General features: G+C 67.6%; 5 protein-coding genes. 2 read left to right on the top strand and 3 right to left on the bottom strand.

All coding sequences use genetic code 11. The features are described 5' to 3' along the window. Position 1: 1 nt before the first annotated feature. The gene (locus WDZ97_RS04305) at positions 2-700 is read right to left on the bottom strand and encodes a CoA transferase subunit A (protein WP_425761890.1); all 699 of its coding nucleotides are present in this window, start codon (positions 698-700) and stop codon (positions 2-4) included. A gap of 333 nt (positions 701-1,033) precedes the next feature. On the opposite strand from WDZ97_RS04305, the gene WDZ97_RS04300 reads away from it, so the two are divergent. Together WDZ97_RS04300 and WDZ97_RS04295 are read left to right on the top strand one after the other, a co-directional pair. Next, positions 1,034-1,573 (top strand): CHRD domain-containing protein, encoded by a 540-nt coding sequence (locus WDZ97_RS04300; RefSeq protein WP_425761889.1) that lies wholly within the window; start codon positions 1,034-1,036, stop codon positions 1,571-1,573. A gap of 251 nt (positions 1,574-1,824) precedes the next feature. Then, positions 1,825-2,160 (top strand): cupin domain-containing protein, encoded by a 336-nt coding sequence (locus WDZ97_RS04295; RefSeq protein WP_425761888.1) that lies wholly within the window; start codon positions 1,825-1,827, stop codon positions 2,158-2,160. Positions 2,161-2,331: 171 nt separating this feature from the next. Here the strand turns inward: WDZ97_RS04295 and WDZ97_RS04290 are convergent, their stop codons facing one another. Next, on the bottom strand, positions 2,332-4,029 hold the full coding sequence (locus tag WDZ97_RS04290) for a ShlB/FhaC/HecB family hemolysin secretion/activation protein (protein ID WP_425761887.1): 1,698 nt from the start codon (positions 4,027-4,029) through the stop codon (positions 2,332-2,334). Next, positions 4,026-20,303: a leukotoxin LktA family filamentous adhesin gene (locus tag WDZ97_RS04285; protein ID WP_425761886.1), complete on the bottom strand. Its 16,278-nt coding sequence runs from the start codon at positions 20,301-20,303 to the stop codon at positions 4,026-4,028. Before WDZ97_RS04285 ends, WDZ97_RS04290 begins: the two co-directional genes overlap by 4 nt. Positions 20,304-20,470 lie beyond the last annotated feature (167 nt).

The following is a 20,470-nucleotide window of genomic DNA, read 5'->3' as shown; positions in this document are numbered from 1 at the left end:
GTCAGGCGGTCCTCGTCGTGCGTTTTTCGATGTGCTTCGAAGGGGTGCGATTGACGATCACGCGCTGCACGAAAATGCCCGGCGTATGGATCTGGTCCGGGTCGAGCTGGCCGGTCGGCACGATCTCCTCGACCTCGGCGACCGTCGTGCGCCCGGCAGTCGCGATCATCGGATTGAAGTTGCGCGCGGTCTTGCGGAAGACCAGATTGCCCGCACCGTCGGCCTTCCACGCCTTGACCAGCGCGACATCGGCCAGCAGCGCATGTTCGAGCAGATAGCGGTGGCCGCCGAAATCGCGCGTTTCCTTGCCGTCGGCGACTGGCGTGCCGACGCCGGTGCGCGTGTAGAACGCCGGGATGCCGGCCCCGCCAGCGCGCAGCTTTTCCGCCAGCGTGCCCTGCGGCGTCAGTTCGACCTCCAGTTCGCCCGACAGCAGCTGGCGCTCGAACTCCTCGTTCTCGCCGACGTAGGACGCGATCATCCGGCGCACCTGACGATTGGCCAGCAGCTTGCCGAGGCCGATGCCATCGACGCCGGCGTTGTTGCTGATCACCGTGAGGTCGTGCGTGCCGCTGTCGGCCACCGCGTCGATCAGCTGCTCGGGAATGCCGCACAGCCCGAAGCCGCCGACCGCCAGCGTCTGTCCGTCCTTGAGCAAACCCTTGAGCGCGCTCTTGGCGTCCGGGTAGAGCTTTTTCATCTGCCTCCTCCTTGTTGCATCGGTGTTTCGCGACGTCGCCGCGAATTGCCCGGAGGAGATTCAGCAAAGCCTGTGCCGGCGCGCGTCGTGTGCGTCGCACCATCGCCGGAAACGGCATTCCGGAGGGGGATGAAGTGACTGCTTATCGGGAAACGTTGCGGCGCACCAGACGGGAAGTCCGAAAATCGGCCGCAGCCCGTCGACCGGGCGGTCCGACTTTCAGGCGATGCCTGCATCCGGAACGGCACCTGCCGTGTAGCACGAGGGGTACCGCCGCGGATGCATCCCGTGTCCGGCCCGAACATTCCCGACAACCGTTACGGAGATTTCGTCATGACCCGTCTGAAAGCCTGCAAAGTCGTCATTGCCGCCCTCGCCCTGGCCGCCTCGTCCGCACAGGCCGCCACCTTCCAGTTCGTCGCCAACCTGTCGGGCGCAAGCCAGGTGCCCGCCAACGCCTCGACGGCGTCCGGCAGCGCCTACCTCACGTTCGACGACAGCACGAACAGCATCACCCAGCTCATCTTCGGCGCTGGCGGTCTGGCCGCCTCGGTGACGGGTGCCCATATTCACGAAGGTCCAGCCGGCAGCAACGGACCGGTGGTGTTCGATTTCGCTGACGACATCCTGCAGGCGATGCAGGACGACGGCAGCTGGACGGCCGCCGCATTCAGCCGGAGTGGGCCGGGCGCGCTCGATCTGACCGATCTGCTGGCGGGGGGGTATTACGTGAACATCCACAACGCGGTCTTTCCCGGCGGCGAGATCCGCGGCCAGTTGCTGCAGGTGACGGCGGTACCGGAGCCTGGCACCTGGGCCATGCTGGCCGCGGGCCTGGGTCTGGTCACGCTGGTCGCACGCCGGCGCGTCTGAACACGCTGCCGGCGTGCGATCGCCACAGTCCGGAATTCGTCCGCCCGACGGCGGGCGGTTCGACTTTCAGTCTGTGGAACGGCTGACCGCGGCGTTCGGAGGTATGTCCGGATGGCGTCGATGCGCAGCAAACGGCGTGTCGACGCCATCGTGCGGGGGCACGTCGCGCGGGTGTGGCCGACGGGACGGATGGCATGGTCCGTGCGCAGCGTCGTGCGGGTCAATCCGACCCGGCCATTCCGGAGCCCCGAATGTATACCACCCAGTTCCACGCCGACGATCTGAGCTGGCAGGCCAGCGGCATCGAAGGCGTGCATTACAAGGTGCTCGACGGCAACCCCGTCGAAGGCGCTTCAGTCGTTGTCTATCGCTTCGATCCCGGATCGGCGGTGCAGAACCACCTGCACACCGAGGCCGACGAAGTGGCTTACGTGCTCGACGGCGAGTTCATCGAGAACGGCCGCCGCTACGGTCCGGGCGCCGTGTTCGCCGCGCCGGCCGGCACCGCGCATGGACCGCACGCGACGGACACCGGCTGTACCGTCATGTTCATGCTGTCGAGGACACTGGACTTCGTCGCAGTCTGAATCGCGCCGGCGCACCGCCTTTGGGAGCCGCCTCGGTCGCGACAAGGCCGGTGCAGTCCGCGGGCTTCGATTCAGACTGCAGTCGGGGTCAGAAGACCCCTCCCACAGAACCCCGGTGCGGGCTCCAGCGACGGGGCGGGCGCACCGTCCGGAGAGCGCCTGCGCCGTCGCTCAGAACAGCTGCGCGACGATCTGGAAGTGGACGTAGTAGTTGCGCGGATCCTGGATCCGGTCGCGGATGGGCAGGCCCAGCGTGAGGCGGGCTGACACGCGGTCGTTGATATTGGCGTTCACGCCCCAGCCGTAGCTGGCCAGCGTGTCGGTGCCGCGCGTCGAACCGACCGGACGGAAAGGCTGGGTCGCGCCGTAGTCGAGGAACAGGAAGCCGGCCGTGCGCACTGGCGCCACCGGCGGCTGCGGCAGCGGGTGATGCAGTTCGATCGACGCGGCGAGACCCTTGTCGCCACTGAACAGGCCGGTCTGGTAGCCGCGTACGCTGTTGTCGCCACCGATCAGGAACTGCTCGCTCGACGTGAGGTTCTCGTCGCGCGTGTACTGGAAGGCAAGGTTGCTCTGCACCGACCAGCCGTCCGACAGATCCTGCACGCGGCGGAGCGAGCCACGCCAGATCGAGAACGATGTGCTGACGATGTCGTCGATCGGGTCGGCCTTGCCGTTCGAGTAGGTCAGCGAGCCGGTCCAGATGCGGTCCTTCTCCCACCACTGGCCATCGACGCCGAGCGACAGATCGTCGATGTCGGTCGATTGGAACAGCCGCCCGGAAATCCAGCTTTCGGTCTTGCGCTTCTTCGCGCCGCCCAGCAGGTCGAGCTGGTAGTTGCCACCGATCAGCACCGGGTGGCGCAGCAGCGCAGTCCACGCCGTCGATTCGCCGCGGATGCGCAGCGGCCGGAAGGGGCCGTCGATGATGCGCGTGTGGTCGTTGAACCAGGACAGCGTGAGCCGCGTGCCCAGCGTGCCCAGCGGAAAGCTGTACGAGATCGCCCTGCCCTCGTGCCCATCGGCGCCCACCAACGTGACGCCCAGCGCATCGCGGAAACCAAGCAGGCTGCGGTTCTGGTAGAAGGCGCCGACACGGTAGACGCCAGTCGCCTGGCTACCACTGCTGTCAGCGAACAGCCGCATTTCATGCTTTGGCGGTTCCTTCACCGACAGCGCGAAATCGGTTTCGCCGAACTTCGCGCCCGGCTTCAGCTCGGCCCGCAACTGCACGTCCTGGGTGCGGTTGAAGCGCATCATGCTGCGCTCGAGCGCGGCCACGTCGGCCAGTTCGCCCGGCCTCTGGCCGAGCCGCTCGCGGATGAAGGCCTCCGAAGTGCTGTCGTTGCCGCTCATCACCACCTTGCCGACGCGGCCTTCGACCAGCTTGATGGTGATCGCGCCATCGGCCACTTCCTGTGCCGGCAGTACCGCCTGCGCGGTCGGCACGCCCTGGTCGCGATACAGCGCGTTGATGCGATCAACCAGTTCCTGCACCTCGCCCAGCGTGACCTCGCGCCCTTCGAGGCCGGCCGCCAGCCCGCGCAGCGTCGCCTCCTCCAGCAGTTCCGAGCGGGTGAAATCGATGCGCCGGAGCATGAAACGCGCACCCGCCGCCGGTTTGACCGGCGCCGGCTTCAGCGCGTCGTCGTCGATGGTGGGCGTGTCGTCAGGACGCCGCTCGCGCTCCTCGCGCAGTCGCCGCTCGATGTCGCGCGAACGCTCCTGGATCACGCCCGGGTCGGCGGCCGCCGGAATCTGCGGCACCGCCTGCGCGTCCGCCTGCAGCGGCAGCAGCAGGCTGAATGCCGAAACCAGTGCGCATGCAGCGCCCTGTCCCACCTTCGTCCGACGCTGAGCACGACTCACTCGACAACCTCCTCTTCGGCCCGACGACGGGCCTCGGCTTCTTCTTCGCTCTCTTCCTCACCGGAATTCACGGCCGGAATGTCGAGCGGCACGTTGATCGATACCGACGCGATCTGCGGCACCTGACCCGCTGCCGACTGCTTGTCCGGCGTATTGACGCGGGTGACGATGAGTTCTCGCGACTGCTCGCGGCCGCTGTAATCAAGCACAGTGTTCATCACCACTTCGTGCAGCGGATCGCGCATCACGACGTAGGGGTCGGTCACCAGCAGCCACTCGTCGAGCAGCATGTTGCCGAACACCTTGCCCGGGTGATGCAGTTGCACGTCGGCCGGTTCGACCACCGTGGTCAGGTTGTCCATGTAGACATTGCTGACCGGGTTGATGAAGCGCGCGCGGTTCTCGATGCGGCCCTGGTCAATGCGCAGGAAGCCGCGCTCCATCGTGACCTCGGCGTCGAGCGCGCTGAAGCGGTCGAAGCGCACGCCGACCTCGCTGTTGATGGTCAGGTCGACCCAGCGCGCCGGCACGCCGCCACGACCGACCGCGCGCATTGCCAGCGGTGCGTCGTTGCGGGTGTGCAGGATGCGGGCAGTGACCGACTGCGAATTGAAGAACAGCGAGCGACCGACGCTCAGCGTGCCGAGGTTCAGATCGTTCTTCGCCGACAGCGACAGGATGTCGCCGGTAATGCGCGACACGCTGACGCTGCCGTTGTTCGACTCCAGCGTCACGCCGTTGCCTGCCGTGACCGCGTCCATCAGGATGTCGTCCTCGGCGATCACCGTCGTGCTGCCCAGGTCCGCCGTCGCGTCAACCACCGTCACCTTGCCGCCGGACAGCAGGTCGATATTGCCGCGCGATGCGTACACCGTGCCGTTCTCGATGTCGCCGGCGGCACGTACCCAGGCGTCGTCGCGGACTTCGATGCGGCCGATCTCGATGTCGTCGCGCTCGTCGATGTGCACGCCGCCGGCGGTGCTGATGGCGTCGATCTTCGCGATATCGGTTTCCAGCGCATCGGCGATCGCGCGCGGCGAACCGTTGTTCCAGCTTGCGTTGCCGACGCCGCCGGCGGCATCCAGCGTCACGCCGGCACCGGGCGTGGCCGCGACCAGATCCCAGGTGCCGATGTCGCCACCATCAAGGATTCGACTGCCGGTCGTGATGCGGATGGCGTCGGCGGTGGCGTTGTTCGTCGCCTCGATACGGCCGACCACGACGTCGCCGGTGGCGTCGATCGCGATGGTGCCGCTGTCGGCGCGCAGCACAGTGCCGTCGTCCATCAGGTAACGCCCTGCCTGCACCGCGATATCACCCACTGCCTCGGCGTCGCCGGTCTGACGCAGATCGCCGACCGGTGCGGCGAGGGACATCGAACCACCGGCACTGACAGTACCGATCGTCAGCGCCGGCGACAGACCCGGTTCGACCGCTCGCGTACCGGACAGATGCACGTCGCCGCTGGCCTGCGCATTGACCAGCCCGCCCGCACCCTGCGCGATCAGCAGCGGTTGGCCGTCGGCACCGATGCTGCCGCCGAGCGCCACCAGGTCGATGTCGCCAGCGGCCGTCTGCATGGCCACCGCACGCTGGGCGCCGCTGGCATCAACGATGCTGCCGGCACTCGTCAGATGGATGCCGCCGCTGCCGGCGAACATTTCGGCCACCCGCATCGAACCGCTCATCTCGTTCAGCCAGATGCCGGTCGACGCGCGCGCGGTCAGCGTCGCCGCCTCGCCCAGATCGAGGGTGATCGGCCTGGCTGCACTGCCTATGCTGCCGCTGCCCGCTTCGATGATGGTGCTGCCGCCACGCAGGTTCGGCGCGTTCGTCGTGCTGGCATCGACGATGCCGCCAGACACCTTGAGCCGGATCGTCTTGCTGAAATCGACGCCGCCGCCGGTCGCATCCAGCGACACCAGATTGATGTCGCCCGGCAGCACGGTGCCGTTGCGGTCGTAATCGTCAGCCCCGAGGAAGACGTGGCCGCGTGCATTGACCGTGACCGAGCCTCCCGCCGTGGTGGCGATGTCGACGTCGTCGCGCTTGAGCACGGTCGCGGTCTTGGCCACCGTGTCGATCGCCACGTCGTCAGCCTCGGCCGCCGACAGCGCGCGGCGCTGATCCGGCGTGAGCGCGGTCAGGCTGGCGATGCTGACGGTGAACTGGCCCTCGTCGCGGCCGACGCCGCCATTGGCGCTGTTGGCGTTCAGCACGATGTGGCGACCGACCACATTGGGCTGTTCGACGCGCGTTTCGGTGTCCGACGTCGACTTGTTGTAGATCGCCGCGCTGACGCCGTAACGCACCTGGTTGTCGGTCCACACATGGGTGCCGTCGGACATGCCGGCGATGACGGTGTCGGTCGCGGCCGAGCCGACGTAGCTGAAGCTGCTGTCGTAGCTGGCACCGGTGCTGCCGAGCGAGATGCCAAGTCCGCTCAGCTTGTCGTGCAGCGTACGCAGCCGCGTCGACGCGGTAGCCGCGTTGTAGCTGTCGGCGCGATAGACGAAGCTGCCGGCGTTCTGCGGATCCTCGATCAGTTCGACGTTGCGCAGCGACCAGTACTCCTGGTACTCGCGGCTGATCTGCGAGCGGTGGCCCTTCAGCGCGTCGGCCAGACTGTCGGCCGCGCCATCCGATTCGCGCAGGCGCAGGTCGTTCCACAGCGCGTCGAGTTCGGCTTCGGCGCGGGTATCGCGCGTTTCGTTACGGTTGCCGTCGGTGATGCGACCGCCGAGCGCGGTCAGCGTCACGTCGCCCGACTGCGATTCGATCTTGTCCAGCTGCATGTCGCCGTCCGGCTGCATCAGATGGATGTCGCCGCTGGCGGTCGCACTCAGACCGCCCTGCGCGGTGGCCTGGGTCTGCACCACAAGCGCCTGCGCGTCGGTGCCGATCTGGCCCGAGCTGGACACCAGCTCCACGCCGCCGCCCTGCACGCGTACCGCGTTGCCGCTACCGGCCGCAACGATGTCGCGGTCGGCCTGCAGGAACACGCGGCCGCTGTTGTCGGTACGCACTTCGCTCACCCGCATGTCGCCACTCATTTCGCGCAGGCCGATGTCGCCGTGCGCGCTGATGGCCGTCACCGCGCCGGTGCCCAGCATGTCGATCTGCAGCGGCGTCAGCGTGTTGCCGATGCCGTCGGCGGCACGCAGGGTCAGGTTCTGCGCGGTGATGACGCCGCGCACGCTTTCCGCCGTGATGGCGCCCCCCGGCAGGCCGTTGCCGGCGGTGGCGTCCACCGTCGTCGTGCCGGTGCGGTTGGTCAGGCTGCCGGCGAAGATGATGTCGGCGCGACTGCGGATGTCGACCTGGCCGCTGTCGTAACCGATGAAGTTGATCGGGATCGAGTGGTCGGCCTTCACCGTGTGCGTGTTGTAGCGCTTGGAGCCGGTTTCGGTCCACACCTCGTAGGTATGCCACTTCCAGATGCAGAGGAAGGCCGAGCACTCCGAATCCTCGCGATCCCAGGAGCGGAACGCGGTGGTCACGTCGCGTCGCTGGTAGCGGTAGGTCGTGTTGCCCATGCCGGTGTCGATCTTCGTGTACTCGCCCTCGGACAGCGGCGTCGGATCGTCCCAGCTGCGGTAGGCGGTGCGATCGGCCAGCGACCAGCTGCCGGGGAAGAACCAGAACTTGGTTTCCTTCTCGTACCGCGAGTAGGTATTGGTCGTGTTGCGCTGACCGGTGACCCAGGTATAGGTCTGTCCGGTCACCGGCGCGTATCCCGTGCTGCGACCGGCCACGTCGTCGTAGTGCTCGACCTCGACCTCCTTCAGCTTGTTCTGCGCATCGGTGGTGGTGATGAGGTCGCGTGTCTTGACGGCGTTGCCCAGCCGGGTGACTTCGCGCGTCACCGGCGTCAGGCTGTTGTAATAAGCCAGCGTCTGCGTGCTGGATTGCGATGCGTTGGTGACGATGGCGCCCTGGCCGCCGTTGGCCAGCGGATCCCAGCGACGCAGGTAATCGGTGATGCGCACCTTGCCTTCGATGTCGTTGCCGGTATCGAGGCCGGTGATCACGATGTCGTAGCCGCTGCGGTTGTCGATGTTGAAGCGGCCGTAGCCGTCCATCGCCGCGATGCGGCCACCGCCGGTGTTCAGTATCTCGCCCAACAGTTCAAGCTTGCCCCCCTCGACCTTCACCGGTTCCAGCTCGACGCGGTTCAGTTCCGCATTGAAGAAGGCCACGATGTTGCCTTCGGTGTTGCTGATGCGGAAGCGCGGATCGGACGGTTTCATCCCCGCCGCCACCAGCGCGTCGTAGTTGGATTTTGCCTCCGCCAGCGTCGTGGCCGTCTTGTACGGACCGATGTTCAGATTCACCCGCGCGTTGTCGCCGATGACGATGTTGCGGTCCGGCAGCCCGCTCTGCAGCAGCCCGTTGATGTTCAGGTAGCGCGCGCTGATGAAGATGTTGTTGCCGGCGATGGTCGGGCCGCCGGTGCCGTTGCGCGCTTCCGTACTGGAGCCGGACGACGCGGTGCCGTCCTCGTAGTTGTTGGCCAGACCACCACTGTTGCCGCTCGGCGTGCGCGTACCGCCCCACATGTCGCGCGGATTGCCTGCGGTGTGATAGAAGGCCGACGGCGAGCTGAACACGAAGTCGCGACCGGCGGTGATGTTGATGTCTGCCGCCTGGATATTGGGTGCGGTCAGCGGGTTCAGCGGGTCCTTCGGCTGCACCAGCACGCTGCCGCGCTCGCTCTCCAGCGTCACCGATCCGAGCAGGTTGCTGATGTTGCCGACCACCTCGATATCCGGTGCGCGCGTATCGCCATCGGCCGGAACATAGGTGTTGCGCACCGTGATCGACGGCGCCGGCGAGTTCGGCGCGATGCCGACGCTGGTGAAGGCGGCCGTGCCGCCCTGGTTGCGATCGTTCAGCGCGGCGTTGATCTGTCCGGTGGTCGGGTTGCTGCCCGGCGTGTTCAGGATGGCGACGCCGTTCAGCGTGAGGCGGCCGGTCGCGTCCTCCGGGATGATCAGTTCATCGGTCCGCAGGAAGGCCGAACTGTTGTTGATGATTTCGATCTTCGCTTCGCCGCGCGCATTGAGACGACCGTTGCCGGCAAGGTTGTCGCCGATCACGTTGATGTTGCCGCCACGCGCATCGACCTCGGGCATCACAATGAAGGCCGCGTTGGCGATCGACGCGTTGGCGCCGCCGGCCGGGAACAGGTCGGCCATCTGCTGTTCGAGGAAATTGATTTCCGCGGTCAGTGCGGCCACCGTTTCCGGGTTGCTGGCGTCGGCGCCGGTGCTGGTCGTGCCCTGGTAGTTGCCGCGGATCTCCTTCAGCGCATTGATGCGCGTGCGCAGGTTGTCCTGCAGGTTCTCCACGCTCAGCGTCGGCAGTTCCATGCCGTCCGAGCGGGTGATCCAGTACTGCTTGGTCACCGTGTCATAGGTGCAACCGGCGGTGCCCGGCGTACGGCACTCCGCCCCCTGCCCCTCGCGCGGCACCTGCACGCTGAGCGTCAGCGTCGGCGAACCACTGCCGCTTTCGTTGATCGTCATCAGCTGCTGGTTCTGGATGCCGGCATCGACCAGACCGCTCACCGACACGCCGGCACGCGACTGTTCGATGCTGCGGCCGCTGTTCTGCTCGATCGACACGTCGCCGCCGCCAAACAGATTGCTCACCCCGCTGGCGACCGCACTGGCGGCCTGGCTGTACAGGTCGCGCGCCACGCCCTGACCGTCGACGCGGTGACCGAAGCCCTTGTCGGCGCTCAGGTTCACGTCCTTCACGCTGCGCAGCGTACCGGCGATGGTGATCTGGTTGTCCTGATTCAGCAGTGCGTCGGCACCCCAGTCCGAACTGGAGATCGGTACCGCCGCGTTGTTGTAGAGGTCGGCGGTCGCAACGGTGGAAAAAGTGTTGCGCGCGCCATTGGCATCACGCCCGGCGCCGACGTTGATGAAGCCATCCGCGCGGATGTCGCTGCCGCTGCCGACCGAGGCCCGCGAACGGACACGCAGGTCGGACAGCGAGTAGCCGTCGGCGTAGGCGGCCAGGCCCCAGGTCTTGGAATTGGCGCGCACCTCGACGTCGGCCACATCGCGCGCCGCCAGGTTGAAGTCGCCCACGGTGTCGATCACCACGTTGTTGCCGACGCGCGCTTCGGTCCGGCCGATGTTGTCCGCCGATGGCGTCAGCGGCGTGGCGTTCAGCCAGGCCTTCGCCTCGGCGTCGGCGGCGCTGATCGCACCGCCCGCCTCCAGCTTGGCGCGGTCGCGCAGCATCACGTCGGACACCGCGTTGAAGTTGGTGCGGCCGGGGTCGTCCTCGTCGCCGAGTACGCGCACGCGCGCACCGTCGCCCACCTCGACCAGCGTGATGTTGTCCACCGTCGTTTCGCTCGAACCGGCCGCACCGCCGGCGAGGCCGCCGGCACCGGCGAACACGTTGAATTCGGCGAGCCAGGGCTTGCGCGTCTGGTTCAGCGCAAGCACGTCCAGATCCCAGGTGCGCAGGTTGGCACCGGCCTTGACGCCGGCCACCACGCGTGCATCGATGTCGTTGCGCGCCTGCGCACCACTGGCGCCGACGACGCCGGCCGACAGCGAGTCGACGCGCGAATTGAAGGTGGCGATGTGATCGGCGCGCACTTCCATGCGGCCGTCGGTCGCCGTGCTCAGCGCCGACGTCGACGTGCCACCACCGAGCAGCGCCTGCGTACTGGACAGGTTGCGCGTCGACGCCACCGCGACGGCGCCGGCAATGACACCGCCGGAGCCGGCTTCGGCGTCGGCATAGGTCTGGTCATGGCCGGTCGCCACCACCGACAGCGCCGTACCGACGCTGCCGGTGTTGCCGTTGTCGATCGATGCCAGCGTGACCGAGCCCGCGTTGGCCGACGCGAGATTGGCGCCGATGGCCAGCAGACCGCCTATCGTGACGCCGCTGGTTTCCGCCGTCTGACGCGTCTGGTTCGACGCGTTCAGGCTGGTGCTGCCGCTGATGGCGAAGCTGTTGTTGCCGCCCACTGTCGCGTTCACCAGCGCCGTGCTGCCAGCCCAGGAATCGCTGCCGTTGGCACCGACCAGCAGCGAGCCGCCGGTGGCGTTCGCGTACGAGTAGGCCGTTTCGCCCAGCGTCGGCAGCAGCGTCGCGGCGTTCAGCGACAGGCTGCCGGCGGTGATGCTGTTGTTGCGCCCCATCGTCGCGTAGGACTGTGTGGCCGCCGTTGCTTCCGCCAGCGACACGCCGATCGACACGGCCAGAGAGCCGTTATAGCCGCGCGAGACCGCACTGACTTTCGGCGTGCTGCGCGCCGCGACCGAAATCGCCGAACCCGGCGCATTGACCGTCACCCGGTCGGCGATGGCCGCCCGTGCGGCACCGGTGGCGCTGGCCGTCGCTTCCGATCCCGAACCGGCCGCCACGCCGCCGGAGCCCGCTTTCGAACTGGCGCTGACGGCGTCGCTGCGCGTCGACTCGACGGCCAGCGCGCCACCGCCCAGGGTGACCGAAGTCGCAGCCGCCTGAGTGGTGGTATCGGCTTCGCCGATCTGCGCCGTACTGCTGCCAGCCTTGTCGGCGCGCGCGATGACGATGCCGGCGGCGACCACGCCCACCGCGTAGCCTTCGGCGTGCGCACTGGCGTCCATCGCATCACCGGCGAGCACGCGCACGTCGCCGGCCGCGCTGCCGACGGTCGCCTGGGTGCCGTCACCCAGCTTGGCGACGACGGTATTGGCCAGATCGGCCGTCGCGACCGCCGCGCCGACGCCGACCAGACCGCCTGCCGCCTGATAGCTCTTCACGTTCACGGCCGCCGTGCCGGCCTCCAGCCGTCCGGTGCTGGCGTCGAGCTCGATGTCGCCCGTATCGGCACGCAGCGTGATCGCACCGTCGGTCGTCGCGCGCACGTCGTGACGCACGTCAAGCACGCCGACCGCTGCACCGACGCCGGCGATGCCGCCCAGCGCCCCGCCACCGACCAGCACGTCCACCTTGTCCTTCTCGGACGCCGTGATGCGGATATTGCCGCCGGCGCGCAGCGTGTTTGCTGCGGTGTTCGCCGTATCGACCACCGTCGCACGGGTCGAGCCATCCGGCGCGGCATTGACGTCGGCCTTGGCCGCGACCTTGCCGCTGGCGTTGATGCGCGTGATGTCCGACTGCGAGAAGTTGCTGCCGGTGCTGATGTTGCCTTCGTCATCACCGGTCTTGAGCTGGTCACCGCTGGAGAAGGCGTTGGCCTTGCTCAGCGTGCCGTTGTTGTCCTTGTCCGCCTCGCCCGACGCGTCGCTGCTCAGGCCGGCATTCATCACCGTGACCGCGACCGCACCGCCGATGCCGACGGTGCCGCCGGCCGCCGCGGCGACTGCCGCATTCGACAGATTGCGCTCGGCGCGCGCGGTAACCGCGATGTCGTTGTCGACGTGGACATTGCTGTCCTGGATGGTGGCCGTCGTCGTGTTGTCTACCTTGGTCACCGAGGCACCCGCACCCGCACCGCCGATGCCGCCGACCGCGGCCACGCCGGCGCGGCTTTCGGTCACCACGCTGTCGGTCGCCTGCACCGCCAGTCCGCCGCTGCGGTCCGCTGCGCTGCCGACCCGGCTGTCGACCACCTCGGCGTTGGTCGTGCTGTCGATGATGCCGACCGCCACCGCGCCTGCAATGCCAGCCGCACCGCCACCGGCGCCGCCGATGGCCCAGGTGCGCATTTCGGTCGAGCTGTCGGCCATCACGTTGACCTGACCGTCGGCATCGATACCGCCGCCGTCGACGCGCGCTTCGGTCGTGCTGGTATCGAGGCCCACCGCGAAGGTGCCCGAACCGGCCACGCCGCCGGCCGCCAGACCGCCACCGGCCACCAGGAAAACGGAATCGTGGTCGGCGCGGATGTCGAGTGCGCCGACGCGCCAGACGGCGTCGTCCGAATAGGCTTCGGTGGTGCTTGTGAACTTGGCGACCGAGCCGCTGCCGACCACCGCCACCGCACCGCCGGCGGCGCCGACGACGATGGACGACACGCCCTGGCTGGAGCGCGCCTTCACCGTCGCCGCGCCCTTGGCGGTGACCGAACTGGTGCTGCCGCTGACGCCGGCGCGCGTATCGCGATCGAACACGTTCACGTCGGCCGACGCGCCGACGCCGGCGAGACCGACTGCGATCGAACCGATGAAGGTGTTGCCGTAGGCATGGTCCGCCGCCTTGATGCTGACCGCCTGCGCATTGCTGGCCGTGCTGTTGTCGCCGCCGTTGAGTACCGAGTCGGTCACTGTGGCGGTGGTTTCGCCGCCGATGATGTTCATGCTCACGGTCGCCGCGACACCGGCGAAGCTGCCGCCGGCAACGTTGGCGACCGCGGTCGTGGTCTGGTGCGTGGCGGTCGCATTGACCGCGATGCCGCGCACGTTCTCGCGCGTACGCGACGCGACGAGGTCGGGCGCGACGAAGGGGTTGGACGAGGAATAGCCGCCGCCGCTCTGGTTCATCCGGTCGATGCTGGCGCGCAGGTTCACGCCGCCGATCTCGCCGGTGTTCACGCTGACGCCGCTGCCCTGCTTGGCGCGTGCGGCCACCGAACTGTCGCGGATCGCTGCCTCGGTCGCGCCGCCGATCTCGTTTACCGTGGCCGACGCGCCGACGCCGGCGGCGGTGATGCCGATGCCGGCCGCGCCGGCCAGCACCGTGATCCTGTCGTCCGACTCGGCCAGCACCGCGACGTTGTCACGTGCCTCGATGTCGGCGCCTTCCTTGATCACGGCGCGCGTGTCGGAGTTGATCAGGTTGACCGCCACCGACCCGCCAACGCCGACATCGACGCCACCGCCGATACCGACTGCCGCGGTCTTGATCGTCGCCAGCGAATCGGCGCTGAGGATCAGATTGGTCACGTCGAAGCCGCTGCTCTTCAGACCGGACACCGTGGCGTGCGTCGAATTGGCGATCTTGTTCACCGCGATGGCGGCGCCGACGCCGGCCGAGCCGCTGATGCCGACTGCGCCGGCCAGCGCATTGATGCGCGCGCTGTCGACCGCGTTGACCGACACCGCAGCGGTGCCGCCGCTGATGTCGGAGCCGGTGACCTCGGCGACCGTCTTGTTGTCGGTACGGTTGCTCGATGCCGAACCGGCAAAGGCACCGGTGGCCGCACCGGCGCCAGCGACCGACCCGGATTCGATCAGTGCCGTGTTGCTGCCGGTCAGCGTCAACGACGCCGCGCCGCCGATGGTGCTGTCATGGACGCGCGCCTTCGCCGTGTTGCGCACCCAGTTGTCGCCGACCGCTCCGCCCACCGCTGCATTGCCCGAGAAGGCGGCCGCACCGGCCAGCGACTTGATGGTCGATGTGTCGGACGCCTGCAGCGTGATGGCCGAGTCGTTGTCGACGTTCTCCAGCGTGCTGCCGACGATTTCGGCGGTGGTGACGTTGCCGCCTTCGCCACCGGCATTGGTGTCGCCGGCATACATGCCGATGTGGTTGAGCGTGATCGAACCGGACAGCGCCACGCTCTGCGCGCCGCCAGCGGCCAGCGCCAGCGTTTCGATGGTGGCCGTCTCCAGTGCGGTCAGGCTCAGCGCCGACGCATTGCGCACGGTGGCGCCATCGATCGAGGCCAGCGTCGTGTTGCCGATCTTGTTGTAGCCGAAGGCACCGCCGACCGCGCTGCCGCCGATACCCACAGCGACTGCACCGGCCAGCGACTGCAGACGCGAGCTGTCGGTCGCGCTCACCGTGACCGTGTTGCCGTCACCGCTGTCTTCCAGCAGCGCGTCATCGACCGTCGATTCGGTCCGGTTGCCGATGAAGTTCACCGAGATCGACGCGCTGACCGCTGGCGAACTGCCCAGCGCCAGCCCGCCGGCCACCGACAGGCTGCGGATGCGCGCATCCGACAGCGAAGTCAGGGTCAGCGTGCCCGCGGCGTCGACATGGGCGCGGTCGATCTGCGCCTGCACCGTGTTGAAGATTTCCGAATAGGCAACCGAGGCGCCGATGGCCACGCTGTTCATGCTGGCCGAAAAACCGCCGGCCAGCGTGTCGATGCGCGAGCGGTCCTTCGCCTCTATCGTGACGCTGGCGGCCGACACGTCGTCGAAGGCGGTGTTGCCCTGCGGCGCGCTGACGTTCGCCAGCAGATCGTTGTCGATGAAATTGACCGACACCGAGCCCACACCCGACACCTTGCTCGACGCGCCGACGCCGACCGCGATCGAGGTGATCAGCACGTCGGATTCCGCCTTCACGTTCAGCCGGCCGGCGGAGCCGGTGACATCGACCTTCGAGTCCTCGACCTTGGCCGTCAGGTCGTTGTCGATCGAACTCCAGTTGAACGAAGCGCCGACCGCATTGCTGTTGCTGCCGATGTTGACCTGCAGGATGCCGGCCACCGAGGTGATGCAGTTGCCGCTGGGCGTGGCGCCGGCGCCACTGCGGCCGCAGTAGTCCAGGCCCTTGACCGTGTTCTCGCGCTGGTTGCCCGGCTCTATCGTGTCTTCGAGCGCCGCGTCGGCGCCGCGGTCCTGTGCCAGCACGTCGACCGCGCCAGTGGCCGTGACCGAGGACAGGCCGACGATCTGCGCCGTCGTGTCGTTGTCGATCTCGGTGATGACGACCGCGCCGCCGATCGAATTCGCGTTGTTCGACGCCGACGCCTGGCCGTGCGCCGCACCGGCGCCGATCTCGGTCGCGTTGAATGCGCGCACGGCCGCGCTGTCGACGCCGCTCACCGCCGAACCGGCGGCGATCTCCGCGGTGACGACGTTGGCCACGTCGGAATAGGTGACCGCGCCGCCAGCGCCGGTCTTGCCGCCAAGCGCCAGCGTGCCGCCGCCAGTGCCGATGAACATGCGGTTGTAGGCGGTCACGTCGAGCGCGCGACCGCTGCCGGCCGCGCCGGTCAGATCGGTCGAATTCAGCGCCGCACGTATCGTGTTGTCGATGATCGACAGCGACAACGAACCGGTCAGCGAGTACGAACTCTGGTTCTGGTTGCTGCTCGCATTGGCGGCAACACCGATGGCGATCGACAGCTGCTCGCCGCCGGCCAGCGCCTGCACCGTCACGTCCTGCGTGTTGTTCAGGTCAGCGTTCTCGACCAGGCCTTCGACCGTGTTGTCGATCAGGTTCACCGACACGCTGCCGGTGACCGCGGCCGACTTGTTCTGGCTCGGGTTGTTGGCGCGCGTGAAGGCGGCCGCACCGGAGGCGGTGACGATGTCGAGGTCAGACACGCCGAGCACGGTCAGCGTCGCCGCCGTACCGCCATCCGCCTGATCGACCGTCACGCCGGCGAGCTTCGCGCGCGTCACCAGCGTCACGTCATTGACCGCCGCGCTGCCGGCTGCCGACAGGCCGAAGCTGGGCTTGGACTGCGTGCCCTGGCTGCTGGTATTGCCCTGCTTCGAGGTCGAAGTCGGCTTCAGTTCGACCATGCCGGCGATCTTGGTCTGCACCTCTTCGTACTTGCTCTTGATGCTGCCGAAGAAGCCGCCCTGGGAACTGCTTTCGCTGCTGCTGCCGCTGACCGCCACCGCGCCGGTCACCGCGATCGCCTCCATGCGACCGCTGGCGCGCGCCTCCACCGTCACGTCGCCGGACTGGATGACGGCATTCGTGATGCTGCGCTGACTGCTGCGCGTGTCGCCTTCGTTCAGCGCCTCGCTGTCGTTGTCGCCAACCAGCGCCTCGGTGGTGCCGGTGACGCCGTTATAGGCGATGCCGAGGCCGACGCCGGCCGATTCCGATTTGTTGAAGCCGCCGGCGATGGACCACAGCACCGGTTCGTCGAGCGCGGTGATCGACAGGGTGCCGGCGCGCAGCGTGGCTTCATCGTCGACCAGCGCCCGCGTGTTGTTCGTCACCTCGACGATGGACACCGAGCCATTGATGCCGAAGCTCGATCCGTAGCCGGCGATCGTCGCCAGCGAAATGACCAGGTCCTTGCCCTCGGCAGCAATCTTTACTTCGTCGGTCGCGCGCGTGCCGGTCACGGTGTAGCTCCGCTGGCCGGCGGTGCTGCCACTGACGCTCTCGGTCACGCCCTGGATGGCGGCGCCCTCGCGCACGAACACCAGGCTGTCGCCGTTCAGGATCTCCTGCGTATAGGCCATGCCCAGGCCCTTGCTGCCACTGCCGCCACCGGTGCTGCCGGGCAGGAAGTGGCCGCCGTGGAACAGCAGCGTCACATCGCGCTTCGCACTGATGTCGGCTGGCGCACCGAAGGACCAGTCCTGCAGCACCTGTTCGTCTTCCGAGGTCGAACTGTCGTCGGCCACGGTTTCGTAACTTGCGGTCCAGGCGCCGCTGGCGTTGCCGGTCAGATTGAGCTTCGCCGATTCCTGCACCTCGGTCTTCGCTGCGTGGTCGAATTGCAGCAGGCTGAACGAGCCCGACAGCGAGATCGCGTTGTTCGAGTTGTCGGACGTGGACTTGGCGGCCGAAGCGCCGTTGAACACGTCGAGGATGCCGCTCAGGTCGTTGAACCAGTCCTTCACCGTGGACAGGCCGTCCCAGCGCGTGAAGCTGCCGCCGGTGATCAGCGACTCCCGCACCGGGATGATGACGTCGGACGCCACCGCGATGCGCGGTGCGGTGACAGTGGCGCTGCGGCCTATCGTGGCCAGCGCGTCGTGACTGAAGTTGCCGATGGCGATGCCGGCGGAGAAGGTGTTGCGAGCGGTGTTGCCGGTGGCGCGGTCCTTCGATTGCGAAATGGCGGAGGCCTCCGCCATCACCTGGATGTCCGAGCCCAGCGTACGTGCCGCCACGACCGCGCGGTCGCTGGCATGCACGTTGGCGTTCGGTCCGATGCTCGCGGAGGCCGAAGCGTCGCTGTCCACCCAGGCGATGGCGCCACCGACGCGCAGCGAGGTCGATTGCGGCTTCTGCGCCTTCTGGTCGGTTTCGGCACCGGCGAGCAGCTTCTCCCACAGCTTTTCCTCGATGAAGCCGCCGGTGTCGGTGATCGGCTTGGCCTTCTCCTTCGCCGCGTCGAGGATGGCGTCGTTCAGCGAGGTGCCGACCTTGGCCTCGGCCGTGGTGGCGTTCGAGGTGTTGTCGTTGATCGCCAGCACCTGCACCTTGGTCGCGTCGGCCACGTTGGCGTTCAGCGACGCATTCGCTTCCGACGACAGCTGGCTGACCGCGATCGCGGCGGCCGCCTTGCCTTCGTTGCCGAGCGAGGCGGTGACCGAATTGGCGAAGGTGTTGCGGTTGGTCGCTGCCACCGTCACGTCGCCCGACACCTGCACGGTGGCGCCGGCTTCGACCGTCGCGTTTGCGCGCACGTCGGCAAAGGTCAGGCCGAGCGCAAAGCTCATCTGCGAGCTGGCGTCCTCGCCCGGGTCGGCCGCTTCGACAGACGCTTCCAGCGTGGCGTCGTTGTTGGCGCGCACGTTGAGATTGGCGGCGCGCACGGTGGCACCCGATTTCACGTCCACGGTGGCGGTGGAACTGTTGCGCGCATACAGCGCGCCCAGACCCAGCGGCGTGTTCACCTGGGTACCCGGGCCACTGATGCCGGTGTCCGGCGCAGCGCCTGCCGAGGTGAGGTTGTCGGCGAGCAGCGTCAGATCCTGCGTGGCCTCGACCACCGAGCCGGCCTTCAGCGTGATGGTCGACGTGCCGACCGCCTGCGAATGCACGATGTTCAGGCCGAGCAGCGTGGCGCCGATGCCCAGCAGGCCGGTGGCCCCCTCGGTGGCGAAGTTGGCGGCGTTCTGCTCGAAACTGCCCTCGTCGAAAACCCAGCGGTTCTGCACGTCGGTCGATGCGGTCATCGACACGTTGCGGCCCCTGACCGTCGCGTTATCCAGCTCGATCGACGCGCTGGCTTCGCGGTAGCCCAGGATGCTGACCGACGATACCTTGTGCGCGGTGAAGGTGACGTCACCGCCCCGGATCGGGTCGCCGTTCGGCAATGTACCTTCTGCATGCGCCAATACCTTGCTGCCCGACTTGAGCAGGATGTTGGGTGCCTCGAAGGTGATGTTGCCCGAGTGGCCGGTCGACACCCCATTCACGTGGTCGCTGCCGACCAGGCGGCTGGATACGACGATGTTGTCGTTGACGGTGATGCTGTGGGTCGCCTGCAGCAGCAGGTTCGCCCCATTGACGGTGACGCCGCTGTCCGCGCCCCCTGGCACCCCGCTGTAGGCAGAGGCGCCGCGCAGCAGGTTCTGGCTGAGCACGATGTTCAGCGGGTCGATCAGCACCAGGCCGGCCGCGCCGCCACCACGTCCGTCGGCATAGAACTGGCCGCCGGCCAGCTCGACCGTGTCTTTCGCCGAAAACTCGACGAAGCCGCCGTCGCCGCGCGTGCCTGCACTGGCGTCCATCACCGCACCGCTGCGGATGACCGCATTGCGCTGCGCCAGCGAATCGATGCGGCCGCCGTCCGAGTCGTCGCCGTCACCGGCCGCCGTCACCATGGCGTCGATGTCGGCCACGATGTCGCGACCGGCACGAAGACGGATGTCGCCGCCGTCGGTGCCGCTGCCGCCGCGCGCATCCAGCGTGCCGGCGATCTCGATGTCCTCGGCTGCCGCTATATATATGCGGCCTGCACGCTCGACCACCCGGCTGCCGATGGCCAGGCCCTGTGCATTGACGACGTCAGTGAAATCGGGCGCCTGGCCTTCGAAGCGGGCGCCGGTCAGCACGGCGCCCTTGACGCTCACCGTGCCGGCCGCGAGTTCGACCGCGTCGATCGCGTTGATGCGCCCGTCGATGCGGATGGCTGCCGACGACAGCGGCGCCGTGCCGTTCAGCAGCTGGCCCAGCGCGCCGGCATCGACCACGCCCGGCGCGGTGAAGAAGCGATCGACGAAGCCCTGGGTGGGCGTGCTCACCGACAGCGCGCCGACGTTCACGATGCCGCCGGCACCGACGACAAAGCCATGCGGATTGGCGAAATAGACGTTGCCGCCGATGCGCCCGTCGCGGATCGCGTTCAGCGTGCCGTGGATGTCGGTGCGCGTGTCGCGCACGATGTTGACCAGGTTCAGCGCCCCGCCCGGCACGTGCAGGTTGGCCGTGTGGCCGGCGTTGACGCTGAAGCTCTTGAACGAGTTGAAGCCGGTGTTGCCGGACACCGTTCCGGTGCGGATATCGGTCACCGCGCCCGCCGTCGTCACCGTGGTCAAGGTCTGGCCATCGGCCTTGATCGCCTGCGCCCAGGCCGATGGCGACATCAGCAGTGGCAGGCTTGCCACCCCGACCATGAGTCCATACCCGTTGCGCAGGTTGGCAACCAAGGTGCGCAACCGAGGCTGGCTGCGGCGACGTTGTGTGGCTTTCATGACCTGACTCCTGAATGCTGCAGCGCCCGCGGTTGCTGTCCGCGTGTAGGAATATTTCTTACATAAGTGTAAGCCGATGTGACCGGAATGATGTGCATTGCGTCCGCCATCGCCCCTGCGATCCACTTGTTTTCTTTGACTTTCGTCAACATTCCGAGCCATCCGTC

Source organism: Methyloversatilis sp. MC4-4 (assembly GCF_049843555.1).
GTDB lineage: Bacteria > Pseudomonadota > Gammaproteobacteria > Burkholderiales > Rhodocyclaceae > Methyloversatilis > Methyloversatilis discipulorum_B.
This window is presented reverse-complemented; position numbering and strand designations above follow the sequence as displayed.